Here is an 18,788-nt window from a genome sequence, read left to right as displayed (position 1 = left end):
GGTTCCGTCGCGCTGCCGGATGGATCGAATTTTGATCAAACGCCGCTGCAGCCTAATGCTTTTCCGCGGCGCGGACCTGAAGGGACCCGAGGCTAGCGCCTACGGCTCACCCGAGGCTAGCGCTCTGTCAGAAAACTCCCTTTTGGCATTACCCTCCCCCCGGGAGGGTGTCGTTGCGGGTTTTCTGACAGAGGCCAGCGCCTACGGCAGGGGCAGGAGCTGGACCGCGTCGGCGTGGACGGTTCCTTTGGCGTCGTCCGAGCCGATCAGGACGCGGACGTCCTGCCCGGCTGCGAGCTGGACTTCGGCGACTTTCTGAAAACCCTCCTGCGGTGCCGCGGTTCGCTGGTTGATCCGCGTCGTCTCGGTGTAGTCGCCGACTTCGACCAGCACCGGAACTTGCGTCCCTCGGTTTTCGTGCGAGAGGTAGTGGATGCGGACGGCGTAGCGACCGGGCTTCTTCGCCGCCAAGCGATACTCGAGCGAAGCACCCGAATCAGGCGACGCGTAGCGATATCCCCAGCCGATGTAGCCTTTCAGTCCCGTTCCTTCGGTCCAGTTGCCGGTGCTTTTGGCTTGGCGATCGTCCACGACGACTCCCGGCAGCGAACGCATTTCCACGCCGCTCTCGGGACCGAATGGGCCGGCGTTGGGGAGGGCGTCGTCGGGAATCGTCACCGGACCGCCGACCGTGTCGCGATAGGCCTTGCCGGGCAATTCGAGCAGCCCCAGCAGATCCGGGAGGTAGTCCTCGTACACTCGCCGCGGCGTGCACTGGTTCAACACGCACAGCGACGCCGCCTTGCCGACGACTTCCCCCATCATCCCGCAGGTCTTCATCACCCGCGTGGTTCCGAGCGCCTCGTGGGTGACGCTGATGTTGCGTCCTGCCATAAACAGGTTGTCGATGTTCCGCGAGTAGAAGCAGCGATAGGGCACCGGGTAGCCGTAGGAGCGATCGACGCGGCGGTCGTGGACGGCGATCGAGATGAAGGGGTTGTCGGGGAACTTTTTGGCGTACTGTTCCTTCGGATAGTGGAGGTCGATCGACCAGGTGCTGGGGACGCAGCCGTCGGGAAATTCCCGCTTCTCGACGATGTCATCCTGTGTCAGAACGACGTCGCCCAACAGCCGCCGGCTCTCGCGGGGGCCGCCGATGTAGGCGACCCAGGTCAGGATCGCGTTGCGGTGATCGGCCGCTCCGTCGCGATTTTTCATCGCATTAAACGCCCCGTAGACGGCGCGGAGATTCCAGTCGCGGATCGCTTCGGCATCACCGATCGCATCTTTATTGAACCCGCTCTCCCAGAACCATTGGCCGTGGTGATCGCGAGGATAGGGAAAATCCTCCATCGTCAGGTCGAGCGCCCAGGGCGTTTCGGGAAACTCGGTCTCCGTTTCCGCTTCGTCCCACCGCCACATGTTGCTCATCCCCATTCGGCCTTCGGGCGTCATCTCCCAATCGGCATCGGCCCAGAAGCCGAGCGAACCGTGGCCGGTGCAGTCGGCGAACAATTGCCCGCTAAACCGCTTTTGCTGGCCGCTGCGGGTATCGAAGGCCCAGACCGCCGTGACCTGCGAACCGGTCGTCTCGGCTCGATAGGCGTGGTGGTTCAGGAACAGGTCGATATTCTTTTCCGCACGCACGATCTGCTCTTTCAGCTCATCGCCGAACTCTTCGGCGCGGCCTGGCGACTTGGTCGCTTCGTCAGCGAATTCCTCGACAATCTCACCGATCCGCGGGAAGCGACCGCGGCGGATCAGGCCCTGGGCCCAGACCCGCACTTCGCTGCTGCCGTTGCCGCCGAGCACCGGGCGGTTTTGAATCAGAGCCACCTTGCAGCCCATCCGCGCGGCGCTGATCGCCGCTCCGAGCCCCGCGTAACCGCCGCCGACGACGACCAAATCGTAGGGACCCTTCTCGGCCGGCTCCGCTGGCAGATTCAGTTTCTCCAGCCGCCAGGTGGGGAGGACTTCGGAGAGGTTCGGGGGCGGCTGGTCGGCCGCGGTGGTCAGGTAGATCGCATCGCAGCGACCGTCGAAACCGGTCAAGTCGCGAAGCTTCAGCTCGACCTTGCCCGGGGCGAGCTCGACCGCGCCGCCGGGCTGCCAATCCCACGCGGCACCGCGGGTTCCGAAAGTCTCCTCGAGCGGCTGGTCATCGACGAGGACCTGGAACCGTCCCGGCGTCCCCGGCGCGTCCCAGCGGGCGACCCAGTCGAGGGTCCGGACGAACACGTGGTAGCGGCCCGCTGCGGGGACTTCGATCGTCGTCGTCGCGTCGGCCACTGGACGGCCCAGCCCGTGAGCGAGCAGGTAGGGCGAACCCATCTGGTTGATAAACTGCGTATCGAGCTTCCAGCCGCCGGGGTCGGTGAACGACTCGGCCTCGACCAAGATATCAGCCGAGTTCGCTGGCTGAGCCCACAGGGCCAGCGGCGCGGCGGCGGAGGCGAGCAGCAAGAGGGCGAGACGGTGCAGCACGAGTGACTCCCGAAAGTAAGCCGTGGGGGGAAGGGAATGGCTGAATCTTAACCCAAGCGGCCACGGTTGTCGTTGTTCTCGCCCCCCAGGCCAGCGGGTTCTGCCCTGGGATCCTCCGCATCGAGTCCCCCGCATCGAATCCCCCACATCCGGCCTCCCCCTCTCGATCCGGCCTCGACGCAACTTGGTGAGCTTTGCTAGATTAGGGACCCGCCCATTCTCCATGTGCTCTCGTCGATTAGCCGCCACGCGCCAGCGTCCGGTTCTTGCGAGCTCTCGGGAAACCGGACGCTAGCGCGTGGCGGCTGATGCGAATGCTCCACGAAGCCACGATGCGGCTGGGCCAAATCCCCCTTCCTGCGTTTTTTTCCTCCATTCTGCTGGCGCTGACTGTGATCCTGATTCTCAAGAGTGGTGTCTCCGAGGACCAGGTCACGCATGTCCTGGAACGCGTCGAAGCCCTCGGTTTCCAAGCCCACCTGAGCCGGGGGACGTACCGAACGATCGTCGGCATCATCGGCGATGAGTCGCAGTTGACTCCCGAGTCGCTGAGCGCGATCCCCGGCGTGTCCAAAGTGATCCCCGTGCTTCCCCCCTACAAGTTGGCCTCGCTCGAAGCCCATCCCGAGCCGAGCGTGATCGATGTGTCCGGGGTCAAGGTCGGTGGTGGGCACTTGGCGATGATCGCCGGCCCCTGCTCGGTGGAAGACCCCGAGCGGATGGACCGGATCGCTGGCCTGGTGCGTGCCGCCGGAGCGAATTTGTTCCGAGGTGGCGCGTTCAAACCGCGGACCAGCCCCTACGCCTTCCAAGGACTCGGCGAAGAAGGGCTGCGAATCCTCCGCGACGTCGGCCGCAAGCACCAGATGCCGACGGTGACCGAAGTCACCGACCCGCGGAACGTCGAACTGGTCGCCGAGTACTGCGACATGCTCCAGGTCGGGGCTCGCAACATGCAGAACTTCGTCCTCCTGACCGAGGTCGGGCGGACCCAACGCCCGGTGCTGCTCAAACGCGGGATGAGCGCCACGATCACCGATCTGCTGATGAGCGCCGAGTACGTGCTCTCGCAGGGCAACCCGAACGTCGTGCTCTGCGAACGGGGCGTCAAAGGTTTTGATAGCGCCACCCGAAATCTGTTTGACGTCGCCGCCGTGCCAGCGGTCAAGACGCTCAGCCACTTGCCGATCATCGTCGACCCGAGCCACGCGACCGGCCGGCCTGATCTGATTCCCGCCTGTGCGATGGCTGGGCTGGCGGCCGGTGCCGACGGAGTGCACATCGAAGTGCACGATTGTCCCGAAGAAGCCAAGAGCGATGGGCCGCAGGCGCTGTTGCCCGGCCAGTACGCCGAATTGATGCACCAGCTCCGCGATCTCGCCCACTTGCTCGGCAAATCCATTTCACCTCTTCCCGGAGTAGCGGCGTGAGTCGACGGACGTTTGTGGCAGGCAATTGGAAGATGAACACGCGGGCTGACGCCGCGGTGGCCCTGGCTGGGGCGGTCCGCGACGGGTTGCCCAGCGACAGCCGCTGCGAAGTCGCCCTTTGTCCGCCGAGCTTGTACCTGCACGCGGTCCGCCAAACGCTCGGCGACTCGCCGATCGGCGTCGGCGGCCAGAACCTGTATCCCGAAGCCGATGGCGCTTTTACTGGCGAGATCAACGCCGCGATGCTGGTCGACGTCGGTTGCCGCTATGTGATCCTCGGCCACAGCGAACGCCGCCAACTGATGGGTGAGACCGATCAGGACGTGGCGTCCAAATGCCGCGCGGCGCTCGACGCCGGGCTGACTCCGATCGTGTGCATCGGCGAGACGCTTGAGCAGCGCGAAGCGGAGATGACCAACTCGGTCGTCGATTCGCAGATCCGCGGTTCGCTGCATGGCCTCTCGCCCGAGGATGCTGCGAGAATCGTGCTCGCCTACGAACCGGTCTGGGCGATCGGCACCGGGCGGACCGCGACTCCCGAGCAGGCCGAAGCGGTGCACGCGTTCATCCGCGCGCTGCTCGGCGAACTGTTCGGCGAAGCGGTCGCCAATCAGATCCGGATCCAGTACGGCGGAAGCGTCAAACCGGGCAACGCCGCCGAATTGCTCGGCCAGCCGAATATCGATGGAGCCTTGGTCGGGGGAGCCAGCCTGAAGGCGGAGGACTTCCTCGGGATCATTGCCGCCGCTCCCCAATCCTGAACACATTTTCTGAATTCTAAGGGTGATTGAGATGGTTCTCGGCCTTTTGGCCAGCTTTATCGGCGGCCTGTTCGGCTGGTTGATGGGGCTGCTGTCGGTGTTCTTGATTCTGCTGGTGCTGGTCCAGCGGGGCCGCGGCGGTGGATTGACCGGAGCCCTCGGTGGACCCGGCGGCCAAAGCGCCTTCGGCAGCAAAGCGGGAGACATGTTCACCCGCATCACGTTCGTCGTTGCTGGCGTCTGGATTCTGCTCTGCGCCCTGGCGATGTGGTCGCTCGGCAACGCCCGGAGCGTCGTCGCCGTTCCTCCCGAAGGTGTGGTCGGTGAAACTGGACCGGCCGGCGGCGTCGTGCCGGCTCGCGAAGGGGACGCCGCGGCTCCCGGAGCCACGCCCGACTTGAGCGGACTGGGCGACCTGAGCGAACTGCTCAACCAGTCGGCGGGCGATGCCCCCGACGCGGAAGCTACTGACGCGGAAGCTACTGACGCGGAAGCTACTGACGCGGAAGCCGCGCCGGCCGAGGAGCCAGCGGCTGAGGAAGCACCGGTGGTCGAGCCAGCGGCTGAGGAAGCACCGGCTGAGGAAGCATCGGCTGAGGAAGCACCGGCTGAGGAAGCGGCACCCGCGGCCGATCCGTCGTAATTTCCATCCTGCCGAATCTACGTCCGCTTGGGCCTCGCCCGGGCGGGCTCATGGAACACGCCGAATGCTGCGGAGCATGACTGGCCAGGGCCAGGCACAACAGGACGGACCGCTGGGGACGTTCAGCGTCGAGTTGCGGACGGTCAACAATCGGGGACTGAAGGTCTCACCGCGGCTGGGCGACGCGCTGGGGCGATTCGAGCCGCGGATCGAAGCGACGGTCCGGGGGCACGTGCATCGCGGCAGTGTCCAGCTGAACGCAAATTGGAAACGCGTTCACGCCGAGGGGAGTTATCGGATCGATACGCACGTCGTGGCGGGCTATTTTCGCCAGCTCGAAAAGCTGCGGGCCAAGCTCGGAGCGGCCGCTCCGATCGATCTGACGCGGTTGGCGACGCTTCCCGGGGTGATCGTCGACGCGGCCAGCGAAGCGGTCGACGACGAGGTCGTGTGGAGCTTTCTCGAGTCGGCCCTGGTCGCGGCGCTTGAGGATCTCAACGCGATGCGGGCGACCGAAGGGGAGGCGATGGAGCGGCAGCTGCAGCTCGATCTCGAGCGGATCAGCGAAGAGGCGGCAGCGGTCGCCGGTCGGGCGCCGCAGGTGGTCGAGGGGTATCGCGACCGGATGCGGACGAAAGTCGCCAAAGTGCTTGCCCAGGAAGGACTGGAAGTCGCTCCGGGGGATCTGCTCCGCGAGGTCCAGCTGTTTGCCGACCGCAGCGACATCAGCGAAGAATTGACGCGGCTCGAGAGCCATGTCGAACTGTTTCGCGAAACGATCTCCGGCACCGCGGCCAGCGGACGCAAGCTAGATTTCGTTATCCAGGAGATGTTCCGGGAGACGAACACGATCGGCAGCAAAGCATCCGATGCCGAAATCGCTCGCCACGTGGTCGAGATGAAGTGTGCACTGGAGCGGATGCGGGAACTCGTTCAGAACGTCGAGTGAATTTCATGAGCGATGGCGAACCGGGGCGGCTGATCGTCATCTCCGGGCCGAGCGGGGCCGGGAAGAGTACGATCGTGCGCCGGCTGCTCCGCGAATGCCCCCTGCCGCTGACGCTCAGCATTTCGGCCACCACGCGCGCTCCCCGCCCCGGCGAGCTCGACGGCCGCGACTATTACTTTTTGAGCGACAGCGAATTCGCCGAGATGCGGCAGAGAGGCGAATTCCTCGAGTGCAAGGAAGTTTTTGGCCGCGGGCACTGGTATGGAACCCTCTACGATCAGGTTGCCACTGGTCTCCGGGAGGGTCGGTGGGTTATTCTTGAGATCGACGTGGAAGGAGCGGCCGCGGTCATCGAACGCGACCTGCACCCGATCACGATCTTTCTCCACCCTGGCGGCATGTCGGAGTTAGAGACCCGCCTCCGAAAACGGGGGACGGAGTCCGAGGCGGCGATCGAGCGACGCTTGGAAGTCGCCGCCCGGGAGATGCGCGCCCTGCCCCGCTACGATCACGAAGTCATCAACCGCAACATCGGGCCCACGGTGGCCGAGGTCTGCGAGATCCTCCAGCGCTACAAGGAACCGAGTTCATGCTCGAAGAACTGAAAGAAGAAGCGATCGTCAAGAAAGTCGGCGGTCGGTTCAAACTCAGTACGCTCATTCAAAAGCGGTTGGTCCAGCTCAATCAGGGCAGCCGGGCCCTGGTGCACGTCGACACGCACGACAAGATGGCGATCGTGCTGCAGGAGATCATGCAGGACAAGATCTTCCTGAATATGCAGAACGAGGTCATGACGCTCGACGATTACGCGGCCTACGCCGAAGGTCCCGACCTGAGCTCGATGGATCTGTAACTCCCCGGTGTCCGCGAATCGAGTCTCCGCTACCAAACGCATCCTGCTCGGCATCGGCGGCGGGATCGCTGCGTACAAGGCAGCGACCGTCGTCAGCCGCTTGGCCCAGCAGGGGCATCAAGTCCAGGTCGCCATGTCCCCGGCGGCGACCGCCTTCATTGGGCCAGCGACCCTCTCCGCGCTCAGCGGCCGCCCGGTCGCCACCGAGATGTTCGCCCCCGAGCAGTGGCCGCTCGGCCCGCACATCGAGCTGGCCGCCGACATCGATTTGATGGTCGTCGCACCGGCGACCGCCGATCTGATGGCCCGCTTCGCCCTGGGGCTGGCCGACAATCTGATCGCCGCCCTCTACCTGCAGCGCGATTGTCCGGTGCTGCTCGCTCCAGCGATGAGCGCCTCGATGTGGAGCAAACCGTCGGTCCAGCGGAACGTCGCGCAACTGCGGAGCGACGGCGTCGCCTGGGTCGGTCCCGAGGAAGGCTGGCTCAGCTGCCGAGAGCGCGGAGCCGGCCGGATGGCCGAGCCCGAAACCATCCTGCAAGCGATCGAACAGCAGTTGGCGTCTGGAGGCTTTGAGCCGTAGGCGCTAGCCTCGGGCCCGTTGCGGTCCGCGGCGAGGCAAGATGCTGCGCCGTCGCAGCACTGCATCACAGGCTCAAACCGTTCGGCGGCGCGGCGAAACCCGCGGCTAGCGCCGTCGGCTCAGAAGAGCGTGACAGGCGGTTATTGCAGCTGAGCTCGTGTCAGCGTTAGCAGGGCCAGCTCCGGGGGGCAGCGGAGACGGAGCAGGTGGACGGCGCTCAGCCCTCGTGAGACGTGCAGCGTCGTCGGCTCGATGTAGAACGATCCCGAAGCGTACCGGCTCCCAAACCGGCTCGGGGAGAGAACCGGGCCGATCCACGGCAGCCTCCCCTGCCCTCCGTGGGTATGCCCGGCGAGCATCAAGCGGACGTCGCGGCGGCGGGCCCATGGCAACTGGTCGGGCGAGTGGCTCAGCAGCAGCCGGAACTCATCGGTCGCCGCGGGACCCTCGGCGAGCTCGGCGGCCGGAAACCAGGGAGCTTCGTTGCCGAGGAGCCGCAGCCGCAGCCCGTCGAGCGAAAGCACTCGCTCGCGGCCGCCGAGGTCCTCCCAGCCGGCGGCCACCATTCCGCTTCGCACCGCTCCGGGATCGGGGACGCGGAGGTCGTGATTGCCGAGCACGAAATAGCATCCGTGGCGGGCGCGGGCGGAGGAGAAGCAGCCGCCGAGCCACTCGAGACAGGGCTGTTTGTCGACGAGGTCACCGGTCAGCGCAAACAAGTCGGGCTGCCAAGCCGTCGCCACTTCGACGGCGTAGCGGACAAAATCGGGAGCGATGTGGCCGGTCAGGTGGATGTCCGAGAGGTGGGCGATGCGAAACTGCTCCAGCTCCTCTGGCAGCCCTGCGACCGGGAGCGTTTTGTGCTCGATCGCCAAATCGAAGATCTGATTCGCTGGAAACCTCGCCTCCCAGCGGCACTTGGCGGTCCGCGCTAGCGACATGCCCAGCTCGCGGTCGACCCGGACTTGCCGCACTTCCCGAGCGACGTCGAGCGACTCGCGATGCAGCGGGGGACGAGAGAGCAACCAGGGCGGTCCGAAGATGGCGACCGTGGCGATGCAGACCGCCGAGTAGACGGCTAGCGGCCAAGGCAGATCGCCGAGCGTCAATGAGCCATAGGCGAGGGCGAGCAGATGCTCCGAGTAGAAAACGACGACCGCCAGCGGAATCAGCAGCGTCGTCGCAAAAAATCCCATCTCGATCCGCTTCAGCCGTCGCCGCGGCAGCCCGGTCGCGTTGAGGCGATTGTAGATCGTCAGGTGCAGCCCAAAGTGACCCACGATCGCGACTAGGGCCAAGAACCAGCCGACCAATAATCTGTTCCTTTGAGAAGAAGCGAGAAGAGAGAAGCGAGAAGCGAGAAATCCGGATTTGAAATCTCAGATTTGAGATCTCCGATTTTCTAGAGGTCCGCGTCTCAATCGTTCGAGTCGTGTCATTCGTGGTTGTTTCCTCGGGTGCCTGCCCTGCCGCTAGGGGCAGCCGTAGGTGACTGCTGCGACCGGCGAGTGAGCCGAGAGCGGCTGCCAATCCTCGATCGGCAACTGGAACGCCGCGACCGCCGCGGTGGCCATCGCGTAGGAGTGGCTTTGGGCGAGCGACTCGACCAGGGCGGCTAGCCCCGGGTTGTGCCCCACGACCAGCACCCGCTGGGCGCCGAGTGAGTCGCTCCGCACGCACCGCAGAATCGTTTCGGGAGGAGCGAGGTAGAGGTCGTTGCTGTAGTGGACCGGCGGCGCGGCGCTCCACTGCTCAAGAATCGCGGCGACGGTTTCGCGGACTCGCACCGCCGTCGACGCCAGGACCACCTCGGGAATCAGCTCCTGCTGTTGCATCCACTGGCCCATCCGCGGCGCATCCCGCCGGCCGCGGGCGTTCAGCGTCCGCTGGTGATCGGAGAGCTCCGGAGCACTCCAGTCGCTCTTGGCATGACGCATCAGAATCAGGGTCCGCATGGTCGCAGTCGTATCCTTCCGGTGTTGGAACAAATCTCCTCGTTCTGGCAAATCTCCTCGTTCTGCCAAATCTCCTCGTTCTGGCAAATCTCTTCGCCGGGCGGTGGAGGAAATATAACGTCCCATTGGAGACTGTGGCTGTTGCCGCCGCGAGTGGCTTGCCATGATAGAGGCGTGCCCTACCTTTCTTCGACTACCCAAGGAGCCACCAGCCGTGCGTGTTCCATTGCTGCTCTCGCTAGGCTTTTGCATCCTGACCTGCACGCCGCTTGTGGCGGACGATTGGCCGCAGTGGATGGGACCGACGCGGGATGGAGAGTACCGCGAAACGGGTTTGGTCGAGTCCTTTCCCGACGGCAATGCCAAAATTCGCTGGCGGACGCCGATCGCGGGTGGGTATGCGGGACCGGCGGTGGCCGAGGGGCGAGTCTACGTGTTCGACTACCAGCGGAGTGAAGGGGACCCGGTCAACAATCCCGGGCAGCGGGCCACGCTCAAGGGCCGCGAGCGGCTGCTCTGCCTCGACCAGCAGTCGGGCGAGGTGCTGTGGGAGCACAGCTACGATTGCCCCTACAGCATTTCCTATCCGGCCGGCCCGCGATGCACGCCGACGGTCGACCAGGGGCGGGTCTATATCCTGGGCAGCGAAGGCGATCTGCGATGCCTCGACGCCAAAACGGGCAAACTTCAGTGGTCGAAGAATTTTCAGACCGACTACGGGGCGGAGGTCCCGATGTGGGGCTTTGCCGCCCATCCGCTGGTCGAGGGCGAGCAGCTGATTTGCATGGTCGGCGGCGACGGGCAGACGGTGGTTTCGTTCGACAAGCAGAGCGGTCGTGAGCTCTGGAAATCGCTGTCGGCTTCGGCGGTCGGTTACTGCCCCCCGGCGGTAATCGAAGCGGGCGGGACGCGGCAACTGATCGTCTGGCACGCCGATGCCCTGGCCAGTCTCAATCCCCGCGACGGCCAGCCCTACTGGGAGGTGCCGCTGCAGCCCGATTACGCGATGGCGATCGCTCGGCCCCAGCAGTCGGGCAATCTGCTCTACGCCAGCGGCATTGGCAACGTGGCCGTGATGCTCCGGCTGAAGAGCGATTCGCCGGCGGTTGAAGAGGAAGTTTGGTCGGGAGGGGCGCCGCGTCGGGCTGTCTACAGCGCCAACAGCACGCCGATTTTTTATCAGGGCGTGATTTATGGCAGCGACTGTGCGGTCGGGAAGCTGATCGCGGTCGATGCGAAGACCGGGGAGCGGTTGTGGGAAACGTTCGAGGGGACGCGGGCTGGGGAAACGCGCCGGATCAGTCACGGAACGGCCTTTGTGACCCACTTGGCCGGCAGCGATCGCTATCTTCTGTTTAGCGAGCTCGGCGACTTGATCCTCGCTCGGCTGACGGCGGAGGAGTACCAAGAGCTGAGCCGCGCCCACGTGATCGAGCCGACCGGTGACGCCTTTGGGCGGCCCGTCGTCTGGAGCCACCCGGCTTATGCAGGCCGGACGGCGTTCGTCCGCAACGACAAGGAAGTGGTCGCGGTGTCACTCGACGCGAAAGATTATGAGCCCTAGTCGTCCCGAACCGTCGGTACTCGAAACGCTGCGCGTGATGGACGTGGCTCGCGAGGTCCGCAAAAGCGGCCGGCCAGCCGAGCATGCGGTGGCCGACTCCGAGTTCCACGTCGAGCTTTGCGAGAATCTGCTGCAGACGGCTCACCGAGCGGGCGATTCGGCCGACGCGACGGACATCGACGCGGCGATCGATTCGTACTTGCTGAACCGTTTTGTCTACACCGATCCACCCTGGTCGTTCAGCCTGCTGGTGGCTCATCTTTGGGTCCGGCGGCGGGGAGCGATCCTCCTCGCCCTGGTGCTCCTCGTCAGTTTCCTGTTTCTCTGGCTGTTGTCGTTCCTGTTCGCAGCCGTCGGTTGATTGGTTCTCCGCGACGATTCTGAAATGCCCGTCACCGGCCCGGCCGCTTCGAAGCAGATTCAACTCGCTCGGCGCAGCGCTCAAGCCGCGCTCTGCGAAGCCCGCCGAGCGGCTGCGCTGACGGCCGAGGAATCCGTCGCGCTCGTCGAGGAGATCCGGCAGTCGCTCGCGGCGCTGCTCCCCTCGTTGCTTTCGAGCTCCAGCGGAGACGGAATGTCGGCAGCGGTCGACGTCGCGCAGCAGCATCTCGAGGAGATCTTGCATCGCCGCGAGCAGCACATCGCGCGGCTCGATCGCGAGCTGGCGCAGTTCGATCGCGAGCGGGCGGCGGGGGAGGAAGAGCTACAGCGGTGCACGGCGAGAATCGACGACTTGCATTCCCACCAACAGAAGCTCTCCGAATCGCTGGTGCGGCACCTTGCCGAGGATGAACGTTTTCGCGCCTGGAGCGACGCGGCGGCCGAAACCGAAGCCGCACTCGAGCGCGCCGAGGCCGGTCTGGCGGAGAGCGAATACGACGCCACGCAGAAGCTGCCGGCGTACGAGAACAGCCGACTCTTCAAATACCTCTACGACCGCCGCTGGGGCACGTCCCGCTATGTCGCCGGGGCGACTGGGCGTCGGATCGACGATTGGGTCGCCAGTTTGATCGATTATCCCCGAGCCCGAGCGGGATACGAATTTCTGAAGAAGACGCCCGACCAGATCCGGGCGGCGATGGCCATCGGTCGCGACCGCCTGGCACGGTTGATGAACCAGCTGGAACGCAGGCGGGACGACCAGGCAGTCCAGCTCGGATTGCTGAAGCTCGTCGGCGAAGTCCACGCGGCCGATCGTCAGCGTGAGGCGGTGCTCGCGAAGCTCGAACAGGTTCGACAGAAGAAGGATGCGACGCGCCGCGAGTTAGCCGAAATCGAAAACCCCAGTGGAAAATACTACCTCGCCGTGCTCGAGCAGATCGAATCGCTGTTGGAGCAAGCTGAACAGCGAGTGCTGAAGCTCGAGGGCGCGTCGGTTCCCGCGCCGCGCGCCAATCAGATTCTTGGGCAGCTGCACGCCTTCACCGCGCGGCGGCAAAACATCCAACTCCAGGCCGTTGCCCGCCAGCAGCGCCTGCTTGCGCTCAACCGACACCTCTCGGAGCTGGGTTATTTCCACCAGCGTTTTTGTGCGGCGGACTTCGACAGCAGGCGCAGCCTCTTTCCCGACTCGTTTGATCTGGTCGGCGAGCTGGAGCGCGTCCGCCAGGGAGACGACTCGATCGATCTGGTGTGGCAGCGGATGCGACGTCGCCAACAATTCCATTCCGCGGTGCGCAGCGATTCGCCGCTGCCCGAAGTTCTGGTCTCCGCGATGGCCCAAGCCGCCGAGGCGGAGATGAGTGGCTACGCGCGCCGCGCCGCAACCCGCTGGACCCACTCCCACCGAGGCGGCTGGAGCCCAGCCGGCTAAGTCGCATGGGTACGAAAGAATCGTTTAACGGCAAGCCGCAGGCGACTGTGTTTCAGAAACCGACGCCTTCGGCTCGCCGTTAAACGAATCGGCCTCGCTAGTTGCTACAGCGAAAACCGTCCCGCAGCGAACCTGAGGAACCGGCCCCAGTCGTCTCGCGTCAGGTTGTGTCCGCCGGAGCGGATGTGATAGCCGGTCGGGCCTTCGACGCGTTGCGTGTCGACCGGCGGCATCGTCGCTGTTTGGATCGACGGCTTGCCGAGCAGCTCGAAGACCGGGGCGGCATGCACCAGCGACAGATACTCGCCTCGCGGATCGGCCCACAGATCTTCCGCGGCGCTGGCGACATACGCCGAGCGGGGCGCGATCAGCGCCATCAATTGGTGCTGGTCGACCGGCAGCGCCGGCTCGCTCCCGGCATAAGTCGTCAGGTGCTCGCAGAACCAGTGCGGGAACGACGACGTGATCCGTGCGATCGTCTCGCCGAACCGTCGCCGCGAAAGGGCGGCGCCGCCACAGCCGGAGTTGTTGGAGTAGCTGATGGCGAACCGGGGATCCTCCGCCGCGGCCCAAAGCGCCGCTTTGCCACCCCGCGAGTGACCGACGACGGCTAGCCGCTGGGGATCGGTCTGCGGCACGTTTTCGATCGCGTAGTCGGCGATCCGGCTGGCCCCCCAGCCCCACGCCGAGAGCGCTCCCCAGGCGTCGCGAGCACGAGGTTGACCCTCGGCCAAAAAGCCGCGGATCCCTTCGAGATAGCCGTCGGCGCGGTCCGGGTCGACATCCGAAGTGTGGAACACGGCCGCGGCACAGCCCGCCTCGATGATCATGTCGAGCGGCCAGAAATCGTTCGGCGTCTCTAGCATCGCCTCCGGATCGGTCGGCGTGCGGTTGTTGATGAAGATGATCAGCGGAACCGGTTTGTCTGCCGTCGCGGTGGCTGGAACGTACAAGTAGAACGGAAACTTGAATGTCCGGTCTCCCTTGGTGACGACGCAAAACACCCGCTGGCCGCGAGCTTGACCTCGGGTGGGATCGACCGGTGGCTCGGCACGCTCGTAGCTGATCTCGGCATCGATCGTCGGCCGGTGACCATAGACGTGGCTGCGGAACAGCTCCAGGATCGCTGCCCGCCGCTCCGGCCAGCCTGCAGCATTGGCTGGCTTTCCGAGCGGGCCAAACACGTCGGGCAGCTCGTAGTCGGGAACTTCCGATTCGCGGTAATTGAAGTCTGGACGGGAACGCGAAAGTTTCTCGACGACCGCGGGATCGGCCGACCAACTCGGCGGAGACTTTTGCACGGGCTCTTCCGCTCGAGCGGCTCCCTGAACGGCAACGGCGAAAGTGAAAGCGGCGGCGGCAAGCAGGTACCGCCGCTGTCGATGCGACACGAAGCTTGCGGTGACGCGCTCGGTGACGCGCTCGGTAATCCGTTCGGGGACGCGTTCGGGAAAGGGATCGGTGAGCATCGGTGGCTGGTCTCCGCTCGGGATGCGATTCGCAACAGGGAAAGCACGAGGCGTCCTCGCTGAGTCAGCAAGGCGGCCGCTATGCTAAAGGGGCAGCATACTTCAGTGGTCGGGGGCAGAGGAGCAAGATGGAGCGTACATCCGGTAGTGCCGACGGCGTGGTGATCAATGCCGCGGGCCGTTCGCTCGACCAGCTGAGAGCCGCGCTGGCCAAAATTCCCGCGACCGCCGCTTCGGTCCAGATTCGCGGTGCCGCCGGGACGGATCGCTTCCTGATGGCCCTCGACACGCCACTGCAGCTGGTGGTCGAGGGACCGCTTGGCGATTATGCCTTTGCCTTTCACCGGCAAGCTCAAGTTCGCGTCAATGGCGCGGTGGGCGATGGCGTTGCCGAGGGGATGGCTTCGGGCGTCGTCCGCATCGATGGGGATGCTGGCGTGGGGGCGGGGACGGCGGTCAGCGGCGGCACGCTGGCGATCTACGGAGCGGCGGGGGCTCGGTGTGGCGCGGCTCTGCAAGGAGGCGAAATCTTTGTCCGCGGCAACGTGGGTCCCGGAGCCGCCTCGGGAGCGGTCGGCGGTACGATCGTGATCGGTGGAGACGCCGCCGAGGGACTTGGCGATGCGATGCGGGGGACCACGGTCTTCATTCGCGGACGCGTTGCGGCGCTCGGCCGTGGAGCCCGAGAAGCACCTCTGCGGGAACGCGAACGGTTACGATTAGGATTGCTGCTGATCAATGCGGGGATCCGCGGGGATGCCAAAGAATTCCGCCGAATCGTCTCCGACGCTCTGCTGCAGCACGAAGCTCGACGACCGCGCGGCGAACTCGATCCCAGTTGGCGGTGATTCCTCCGGCCGGGGGAATCGGTTGGTGTACCTAGCTTGCGGAGACCTAGGCCATGAATCGTCACCCTCTCAGACCTTTTGGTTCGCTCGGCCTGCTGCTGCTCGTCCTCGCCCCGTTGGTCCTCGCCAGCGGCGGCTGCGGGCAAAGCAGCTATGAACTGCGGCTGGTCCCCCAAGGCGAGTCGCTCTCCCGCACGCTCCTTTACCACGACCACCGTCAGGCAGAGAGCGAGGGCGACGCTCACGAGCCATCGGCCGAGGCGACGCGGCTGGCCAAAGTCTATGGCGGCGAAGTCCCCAAACCGGTCGACGGACGTTTTCAATACGAAGGAACCTTCACGGGTTCGATGCCCGACGACATCGGAGGCTCGGGACGCTTTGAGCGCAAGCAGACTTCGTTGGGCTCGCTCTGCATCTACACCGAGCGGTTTCGCGGCAGTTATGAGCTGGCCCAAAACCTTGAGGCCCGGTTCGCAAAAGTGGAGACGCTCGCCCAGCTTCTGTCCCACTGGGTGCGGACCGCGGGAAAGGAGTCGCCGCTCCGCGAGCGAGCGGAGCGCATGATCGAAGACGAGTTGCAGCGAGACTTGAAGGATGTCGTCGTGCTGATCATCGCGACGGGCGAAACGGATCGCGTGCAGGAAGCCCAGGATCTCTGGATGCAGCTCGCCCAATTTGCCGCCGAGCGAGGCTATATCGACCTCGACTTGGTCCTGAGAGGCTACGCCGGTGGCGAATCCGAGGCCCACACCCTGGCCCTATTGCGGCAAGCCGTTGTGCTGAAGCTGCAGCTCCAAGACGAGTCTGAATTGCTGCGGGTCTGGCCCGCGCTGGCGACGCCCGAATCGTTTGAGGCTTCCTTGGACGAGGTCGTCGAAGCAACAGACGTCTATACGCAAGAGGTTCGCCGGCTCACGCAAGCCGCGGGGCGCGATGAGAAACCGTCGGGCTCCGAAGTGCTTGCCGGTCTGCTGATGGAGATCCTCGCCATCAAGTTATTTCCGGGCGACAGTCTGACCGTTTACTTGCATTGCCCGCACGAGCCGCTGTCGACGAACGGCGTGTGGATGGCGGAAGACGAGCGAGTCCGCTGGGAAATGCAGTTGCCAGGTCGGGAGCCGCCGGTTCCGGCCTTCCCGCCCGACTTGTGCTATGCAATCTGGAGCGAGCCCGACCGCGAATACCAACAGCAGCACTTCGGCCAAGTGTTGTTCAAAGGGGAACCGCTGGCGATTTACTGCAGCTGGCGGGTGAGTCTCAAGAAAGAAGAGGCCGCCGAGTGGGATCAGTTTCTGGAAACCTTATCAGGTGGAGAGAACCTGGAAGCGAAGGTATTGCAATTCCAGTTCTCAGCGCCCGAAAAAAACCAATCCCCCGCCGCCCGGCAAATTGAAAGCGTCAAAGCGCGGTTTCAAAAAGAAGAAGCGGCGGAGGAGGCCTGAGAGGCCATCCCGTACGTCAGCCTTTCCAGGCTGACTTCTCCTCAAACTTCGTCAGGCTGGAAAGCCCGGCGTACTACGACTTGAGGTCGAAGTCGTACTCGGTTTGATCCGGCGTGACTTCGACCGTCAGTTCCGAATCTTTGTTGTATTTGGCGGGTACCTTTTCGCTCTCGGAGCTCGTCGGTGCGGCCGATCCTTCCTCTTCACTAACCTCTTCGGCTTCGCTTCCGTCGTCGGTGTTGAGTCCGAGGATCTTGCGAGTAGTGCTGATCTGCACAGTCTTGGGACCCTGCGTGACGCCCTGCATGTCGGAATCGAATTGCAGTTCGTAGTAACCGTCCGCGTCGGTCAGTCCATAGGAAAAGGTGCCATCGGGAGAGTCAAAGGTGACCACGGCACCGGGAAGGGGTTGCCCGTCGAGCGTGACCGTTCCCTCGGCGTCGACCAGCCCCACGGAGCTGTAATCCATGCGGGGCGTTGTGTCGCACCCGGTGAGGCTGACCGCAGCGGTCACGGCCAGAATTGCCATAGAAGAATGGATGGAATTGGAAAGCATGGTTTGCTGGATGTTGCCAGTAGAGATTGATTTGGTTGTTTGACGGTAAGCCGTAGGCGAAGTTTTTTCGGTAGCCGGTGGCGGGTAGCCGGTAGCCGGTAGCGGGTGGCCGGTAGTGAGGTGTTTGAGATTTAAAATCTGAGATTTGAGATTGGCGGATTCTACCGCATGCGATGTGCGCGAGCGGATTGCCACGGATTACCGAGAAACGGGGGAACCACGAAGGACACGAAGGAATGGTGGGGAGTTGGGGAGTTCAACCGCAGATAACACGGAGATCGCGGATTTTTGGCTTTCGGATTCCCCTTTCATTCGCGTTCTCCGTGTTATCCGCGGTCCTTCCCCTTTTCGTGCTTTTCCGTGTCCTTCCGTGGCCACCATTCGTTTCGTGGCATTCGTGGTTGCTTTCCCGACGCTGCCTTAGTACTCGCCGAGGACTTCGCCGCCGTTCCGCGATCCGAGGGCGTGGTAGGTGTCGATGTCGACGGTCTCGGCGATGAACCGCACCGAGCCGTCAGCCAAGCAGAACTGGGCACCGGCCGGATGGTAGCTGCCGAACGACATCTCCATCACCGTGCCGTGGGCGGTCGGGTCGAGGCGGCTATTGATTTTCGGTCCCGTCGAGCCGACCCCTTCGCTGTACTCGGTGCCACCCTTGCCGCCGGGATTCCAGCCACCGGTTTGCGGCGAGCCGAACTGCCAGTAATCCATTTGCTGGCCGTCTTTCACATACGTGTCGGTGTAAGACTCACCGATCAGAATCGTGTTGCTCGTACCGTCTTTGACGTCGGCGAAAGTCAACCAACTGTTGCCCCAGAGCATCCCGTCTTGCGGCACGAGTTCGAGCGCCGTGGCGTTGGCCGGCAGCCCCGAGATAAGGGTGCTCACGTCGTCGGAATAGATGTTCGATCCGCCGCAGCCGCGATAGCTGACCGGGACGCGGTTTTCGATGCTGTTGTTGTCACGCGGTGCGCCTTCGACGCCCATGCTCGGGCAACGGAAGACATCGACAACGGTGGCACAGGCGAGTTCGTTCGGCGAGTCGCTATTCCAGTTCCCGGGGCCGCTCTCTTGGAACGACAGCGTGTCGTACAAGTTCATCTGCTCGACGTAGGGCAGGATCGGGGCTTGCCAGAGCTTCTCGTGGTTATCAAATCCGGCCGGGAAGGCGCCGTGGGTGTCGTGATAGTTGTGCATCCCCAAGCCGATCTGCTTGAGGTTGTTCGAGCAGCTCATCCGGCGAGCCGCTTCGCGTGCCGCTTGCACTGCGGGCAGGAGGAGCCCGACGAGGATCCCGATGATGGCGATCACCACCAGAAGTTCCACCAGCGTGAAAGCGGCGCGGGGCGACGCAGTTCTGCTCCGCTGCCGGTTCCGACCATTCTCCAGCTTCATCACTCAAATCCGTAAATAATGCCGCAGGGCGGAGCAGGCTGGG

Annotated in this window: 18 protein-coding genes; 12 read left to right on the top strand and 6 right to left on the bottom strand. The window is 64.2% G+C overall.

All coding sequences use genetic code 11. From position 1 onward, the window contains the following. Window positions 1–201: 201 nt before the first annotated feature. Entirely contained in the window at window positions 202–2,619 is a 2,418-nt protein-coding gene (locus GNK13_RS06015; RefSeq protein WP_164101602.1) for an FAD-dependent oxidoreductase, read from the bottom strand. Between the two features lie 257 nt (window positions 2,620–2,876). Here GNK13_RS06015 and aroF point away from each other — a divergent pair, with 257 nt between their 5' ends. The 7 genes from aroF to GNK13_RS05980 all read left to right on the top strand — a co-directional run bounded on the left by aroF (window position 2,877) and on the right by GNK13_RS05980 (window position 7,703). Continuing rightward, window positions 2,877–3,914 carry a 3-deoxy-7-phosphoheptulonate synthase gene (aroF, locus tag GNK13_RS06010; protein ID WP_164101610.1) on the top strand — a complete coding sequence of 346 codons (1,038 nt, stop codon included), beginning with the start codon at window positions 2,877–2,879 and terminating at the stop codon, window positions 3,912–3,914. Then, window positions 3,911–4,675, top strand: a complete 765-nt coding sequence (gene tpiA, locus GNK13_RS06005; RefSeq protein ID WP_164101601.1) for a triose-phosphate isomerase — start codon at window positions 3,911–3,913, stop codon at window positions 4,673–4,675. The genes aroF and tpiA overlap by 4 nt, the downstream gene beginning before the upstream one ends. 31 nt (window positions 4,676–4,706) lie before the next feature. After that, window positions 4,707–5,318, top strand: coding sequence for a preprotein translocase subunit SecG (gene secG / locus GNK13_RS06000; protein ID WP_164101600.1), 612 nt, complete (start codon window positions 4,707–4,709; stop codon window positions 5,316–5,318). A 64-nt stretch (window positions 5,319–5,382) separates the two neighbouring features. Continuing rightward, window positions 5,383–6,267 (top strand): YicC/YloC family endoribonuclease, encoded by an 885-nt coding sequence (locus GNK13_RS05995; RefSeq protein ID WP_164101599.1) that lies wholly within the window; start codon window positions 5,383–5,385, stop codon window positions 6,265–6,267. Between the two features lie 5 nt (window positions 6,268–6,272). After that, window positions 6,273–6,872, top strand: coding sequence for a guanylate kinase (gene gmk, locus GNK13_RS05990; protein ID WP_164101598.1), 600 nt, complete (start codon window positions 6,273–6,275; stop codon window positions 6,870–6,872). Beyond that, window positions 6,857–7,120 carry a DNA-directed RNA polymerase subunit omega gene (locus tag GNK13_RS05985; RefSeq protein WP_164101597.1) on the top strand — a complete coding sequence of 88 codons (264 nt, stop codon included), beginning with the start codon at window positions 6,857–6,859 and terminating at the stop codon, window positions 7,118–7,120. Before gmk ends, GNK13_RS05985 begins: the two co-directional genes overlap by 16 nt. Before the next feature lie 7 nt (window positions 7,121–7,127). Continuing rightward, complete coding sequence (locus tag GNK13_RS05980; protein ID WP_164101596.1) at window positions 7,128–7,703, top strand: flavoprotein; 576 nt, start codon at window positions 7,128–7,130, stop codon at window positions 7,701–7,703. A gap of 140 nt (window positions 7,704–7,843) precedes the next feature. Here GNK13_RS05980 and GNK13_RS05975 read toward each other — a convergent pair whose 3' ends face one another. Then, window positions 7,844–9,016 (bottom strand): metallophosphoesterase, encoded by a 1,173-nt coding sequence (locus tag GNK13_RS05975; protein ID WP_164101595.1) that lies wholly within the window; start codon window positions 9,014–9,016, stop codon window positions 7,844–7,846. A 159-nt stretch (window positions 9,017–9,175) separates the two neighbouring features. Then, a complete protein-coding gene (locus GNK13_RS05970) occupies window positions 9,176–9,658 on the bottom strand; it encodes a SixA phosphatase family protein (protein WP_164101594.1) in 483 nt (160 codons plus the stop codon). Window positions 9,659–9,872: 214 nt separating this feature from the next. Between GNK13_RS05970 and GNK13_RS05965 the strand changes: the two genes are divergently transcribed. From GNK13_RS05965 to GNK13_RS05955, 3 genes are read left to right on the top strand one after another with little or no spacing between them, the layout of a single operon-like run. Continuing rightward, the gene (locus GNK13_RS05965) at window positions 9,873–11,222 is read left to right on the top strand and encodes a PQQ-binding-like beta-propeller repeat protein (protein WP_235934810.1); all 1,350 of its coding nucleotides are present in this window, start codon (window positions 9,873–9,875) and stop codon (window positions 11,220–11,222) included. Continuing rightward, window positions 11,212–11,583 carry a DUF6384 family protein gene (locus GNK13_RS05960; RefSeq protein WP_164101593.1) on the top strand — a complete coding sequence of 124 codons (372 nt, stop codon included), beginning with the start codon at window positions 11,212–11,214 and terminating at the stop codon, window positions 11,581–11,583. Before GNK13_RS05965 ends, GNK13_RS05960 begins: the two co-directional genes overlap by 11 nt. A 24-nt stretch (window positions 11,584–11,607) precedes the next feature. Further along, window positions 11,608–13,035: a hypothetical protein gene (locus GNK13_RS05955; RefSeq protein ID WP_164101592.1), complete on the top strand. Its 1,428-nt coding sequence runs from the start codon at window positions 11,608–11,610 to the stop codon at window positions 13,033–13,035. A 104-nt stretch (window positions 13,036–13,139) separates the two neighbouring features. Here the strand turns inward: GNK13_RS05955 and GNK13_RS05950 are convergent, their stop codons facing one another. Then, window positions 13,140–14,504, bottom strand: coding sequence for a glucuronyl esterase domain-containing protein (locus tag GNK13_RS05950; RefSeq protein ID WP_164101591.1), 1,365 nt, complete (start codon window positions 14,502–14,504; stop codon window positions 13,140–13,142). 128 nt (window positions 14,505–14,632) lie between these two features. On the opposite strand from GNK13_RS05950, the gene GNK13_RS21655 reads away from it, so the two are divergent. Together GNK13_RS21655 and GNK13_RS05940 are read left to right on the top strand one after the other, a co-directional pair. Next, a complete protein-coding gene (locus tag GNK13_RS21655) occupies window positions 14,633–15,352 on the top strand; it encodes a tributyrin esterase (RefSeq protein ID WP_164101590.1) in 720 nt (239 codons plus the stop codon). A 53-nt stretch (window positions 15,353–15,405) separates the two neighbouring features. Next, on the top strand, window positions 15,406–16,794 hold the full coding sequence (locus GNK13_RS05940; protein ID WP_164101589.1) for a hypothetical protein: 1,389 nt from the start codon (window positions 15,406–15,408) through the stop codon (window positions 16,792–16,794). A 73-nt stretch (window positions 16,795–16,867) separates the two neighbouring features. Here the strand turns inward: GNK13_RS05940 and GNK13_RS05935 are convergent, their stop codons facing one another. Together GNK13_RS05935 and GNK13_RS05930 are read right to left on the bottom strand one after the other, a co-directional pair. Further along, entirely contained in the window at window positions 16,868–17,323 is a 456-nt protein-coding gene (locus GNK13_RS05935; RefSeq protein WP_164101588.1) for a carboxypeptidase-like regulatory domain-containing protein, read from the bottom strand. A gap of 447 nt (window positions 17,324–17,770) precedes the next feature. Further along, window positions 17,771–18,745 carry a DUF1559 domain-containing protein gene (locus tag GNK13_RS05930; protein ID WP_164101587.1) on the bottom strand — a complete coding sequence of 325 codons (975 nt, stop codon included), beginning with the start codon at window positions 18,743–18,745 and terminating at the stop codon, window positions 17,771–17,773. Window positions 18,746–18,788 lie beyond the last annotated feature (43 nt).

This window comes from Candidatus Laterigemmans baculatus, from assembly GCF_010367455.1.
GTDB lineage: Bacteria > Planctomycetota > Planctomycetia > Pirellulales > Pirellulaceae > Laterigemmans > Laterigemmans baculatus.
The sequence above is the reverse complement of the archived record's forward strand: the minus strand, read 5'-3'. Positions and strand labels throughout refer to the sequence as shown.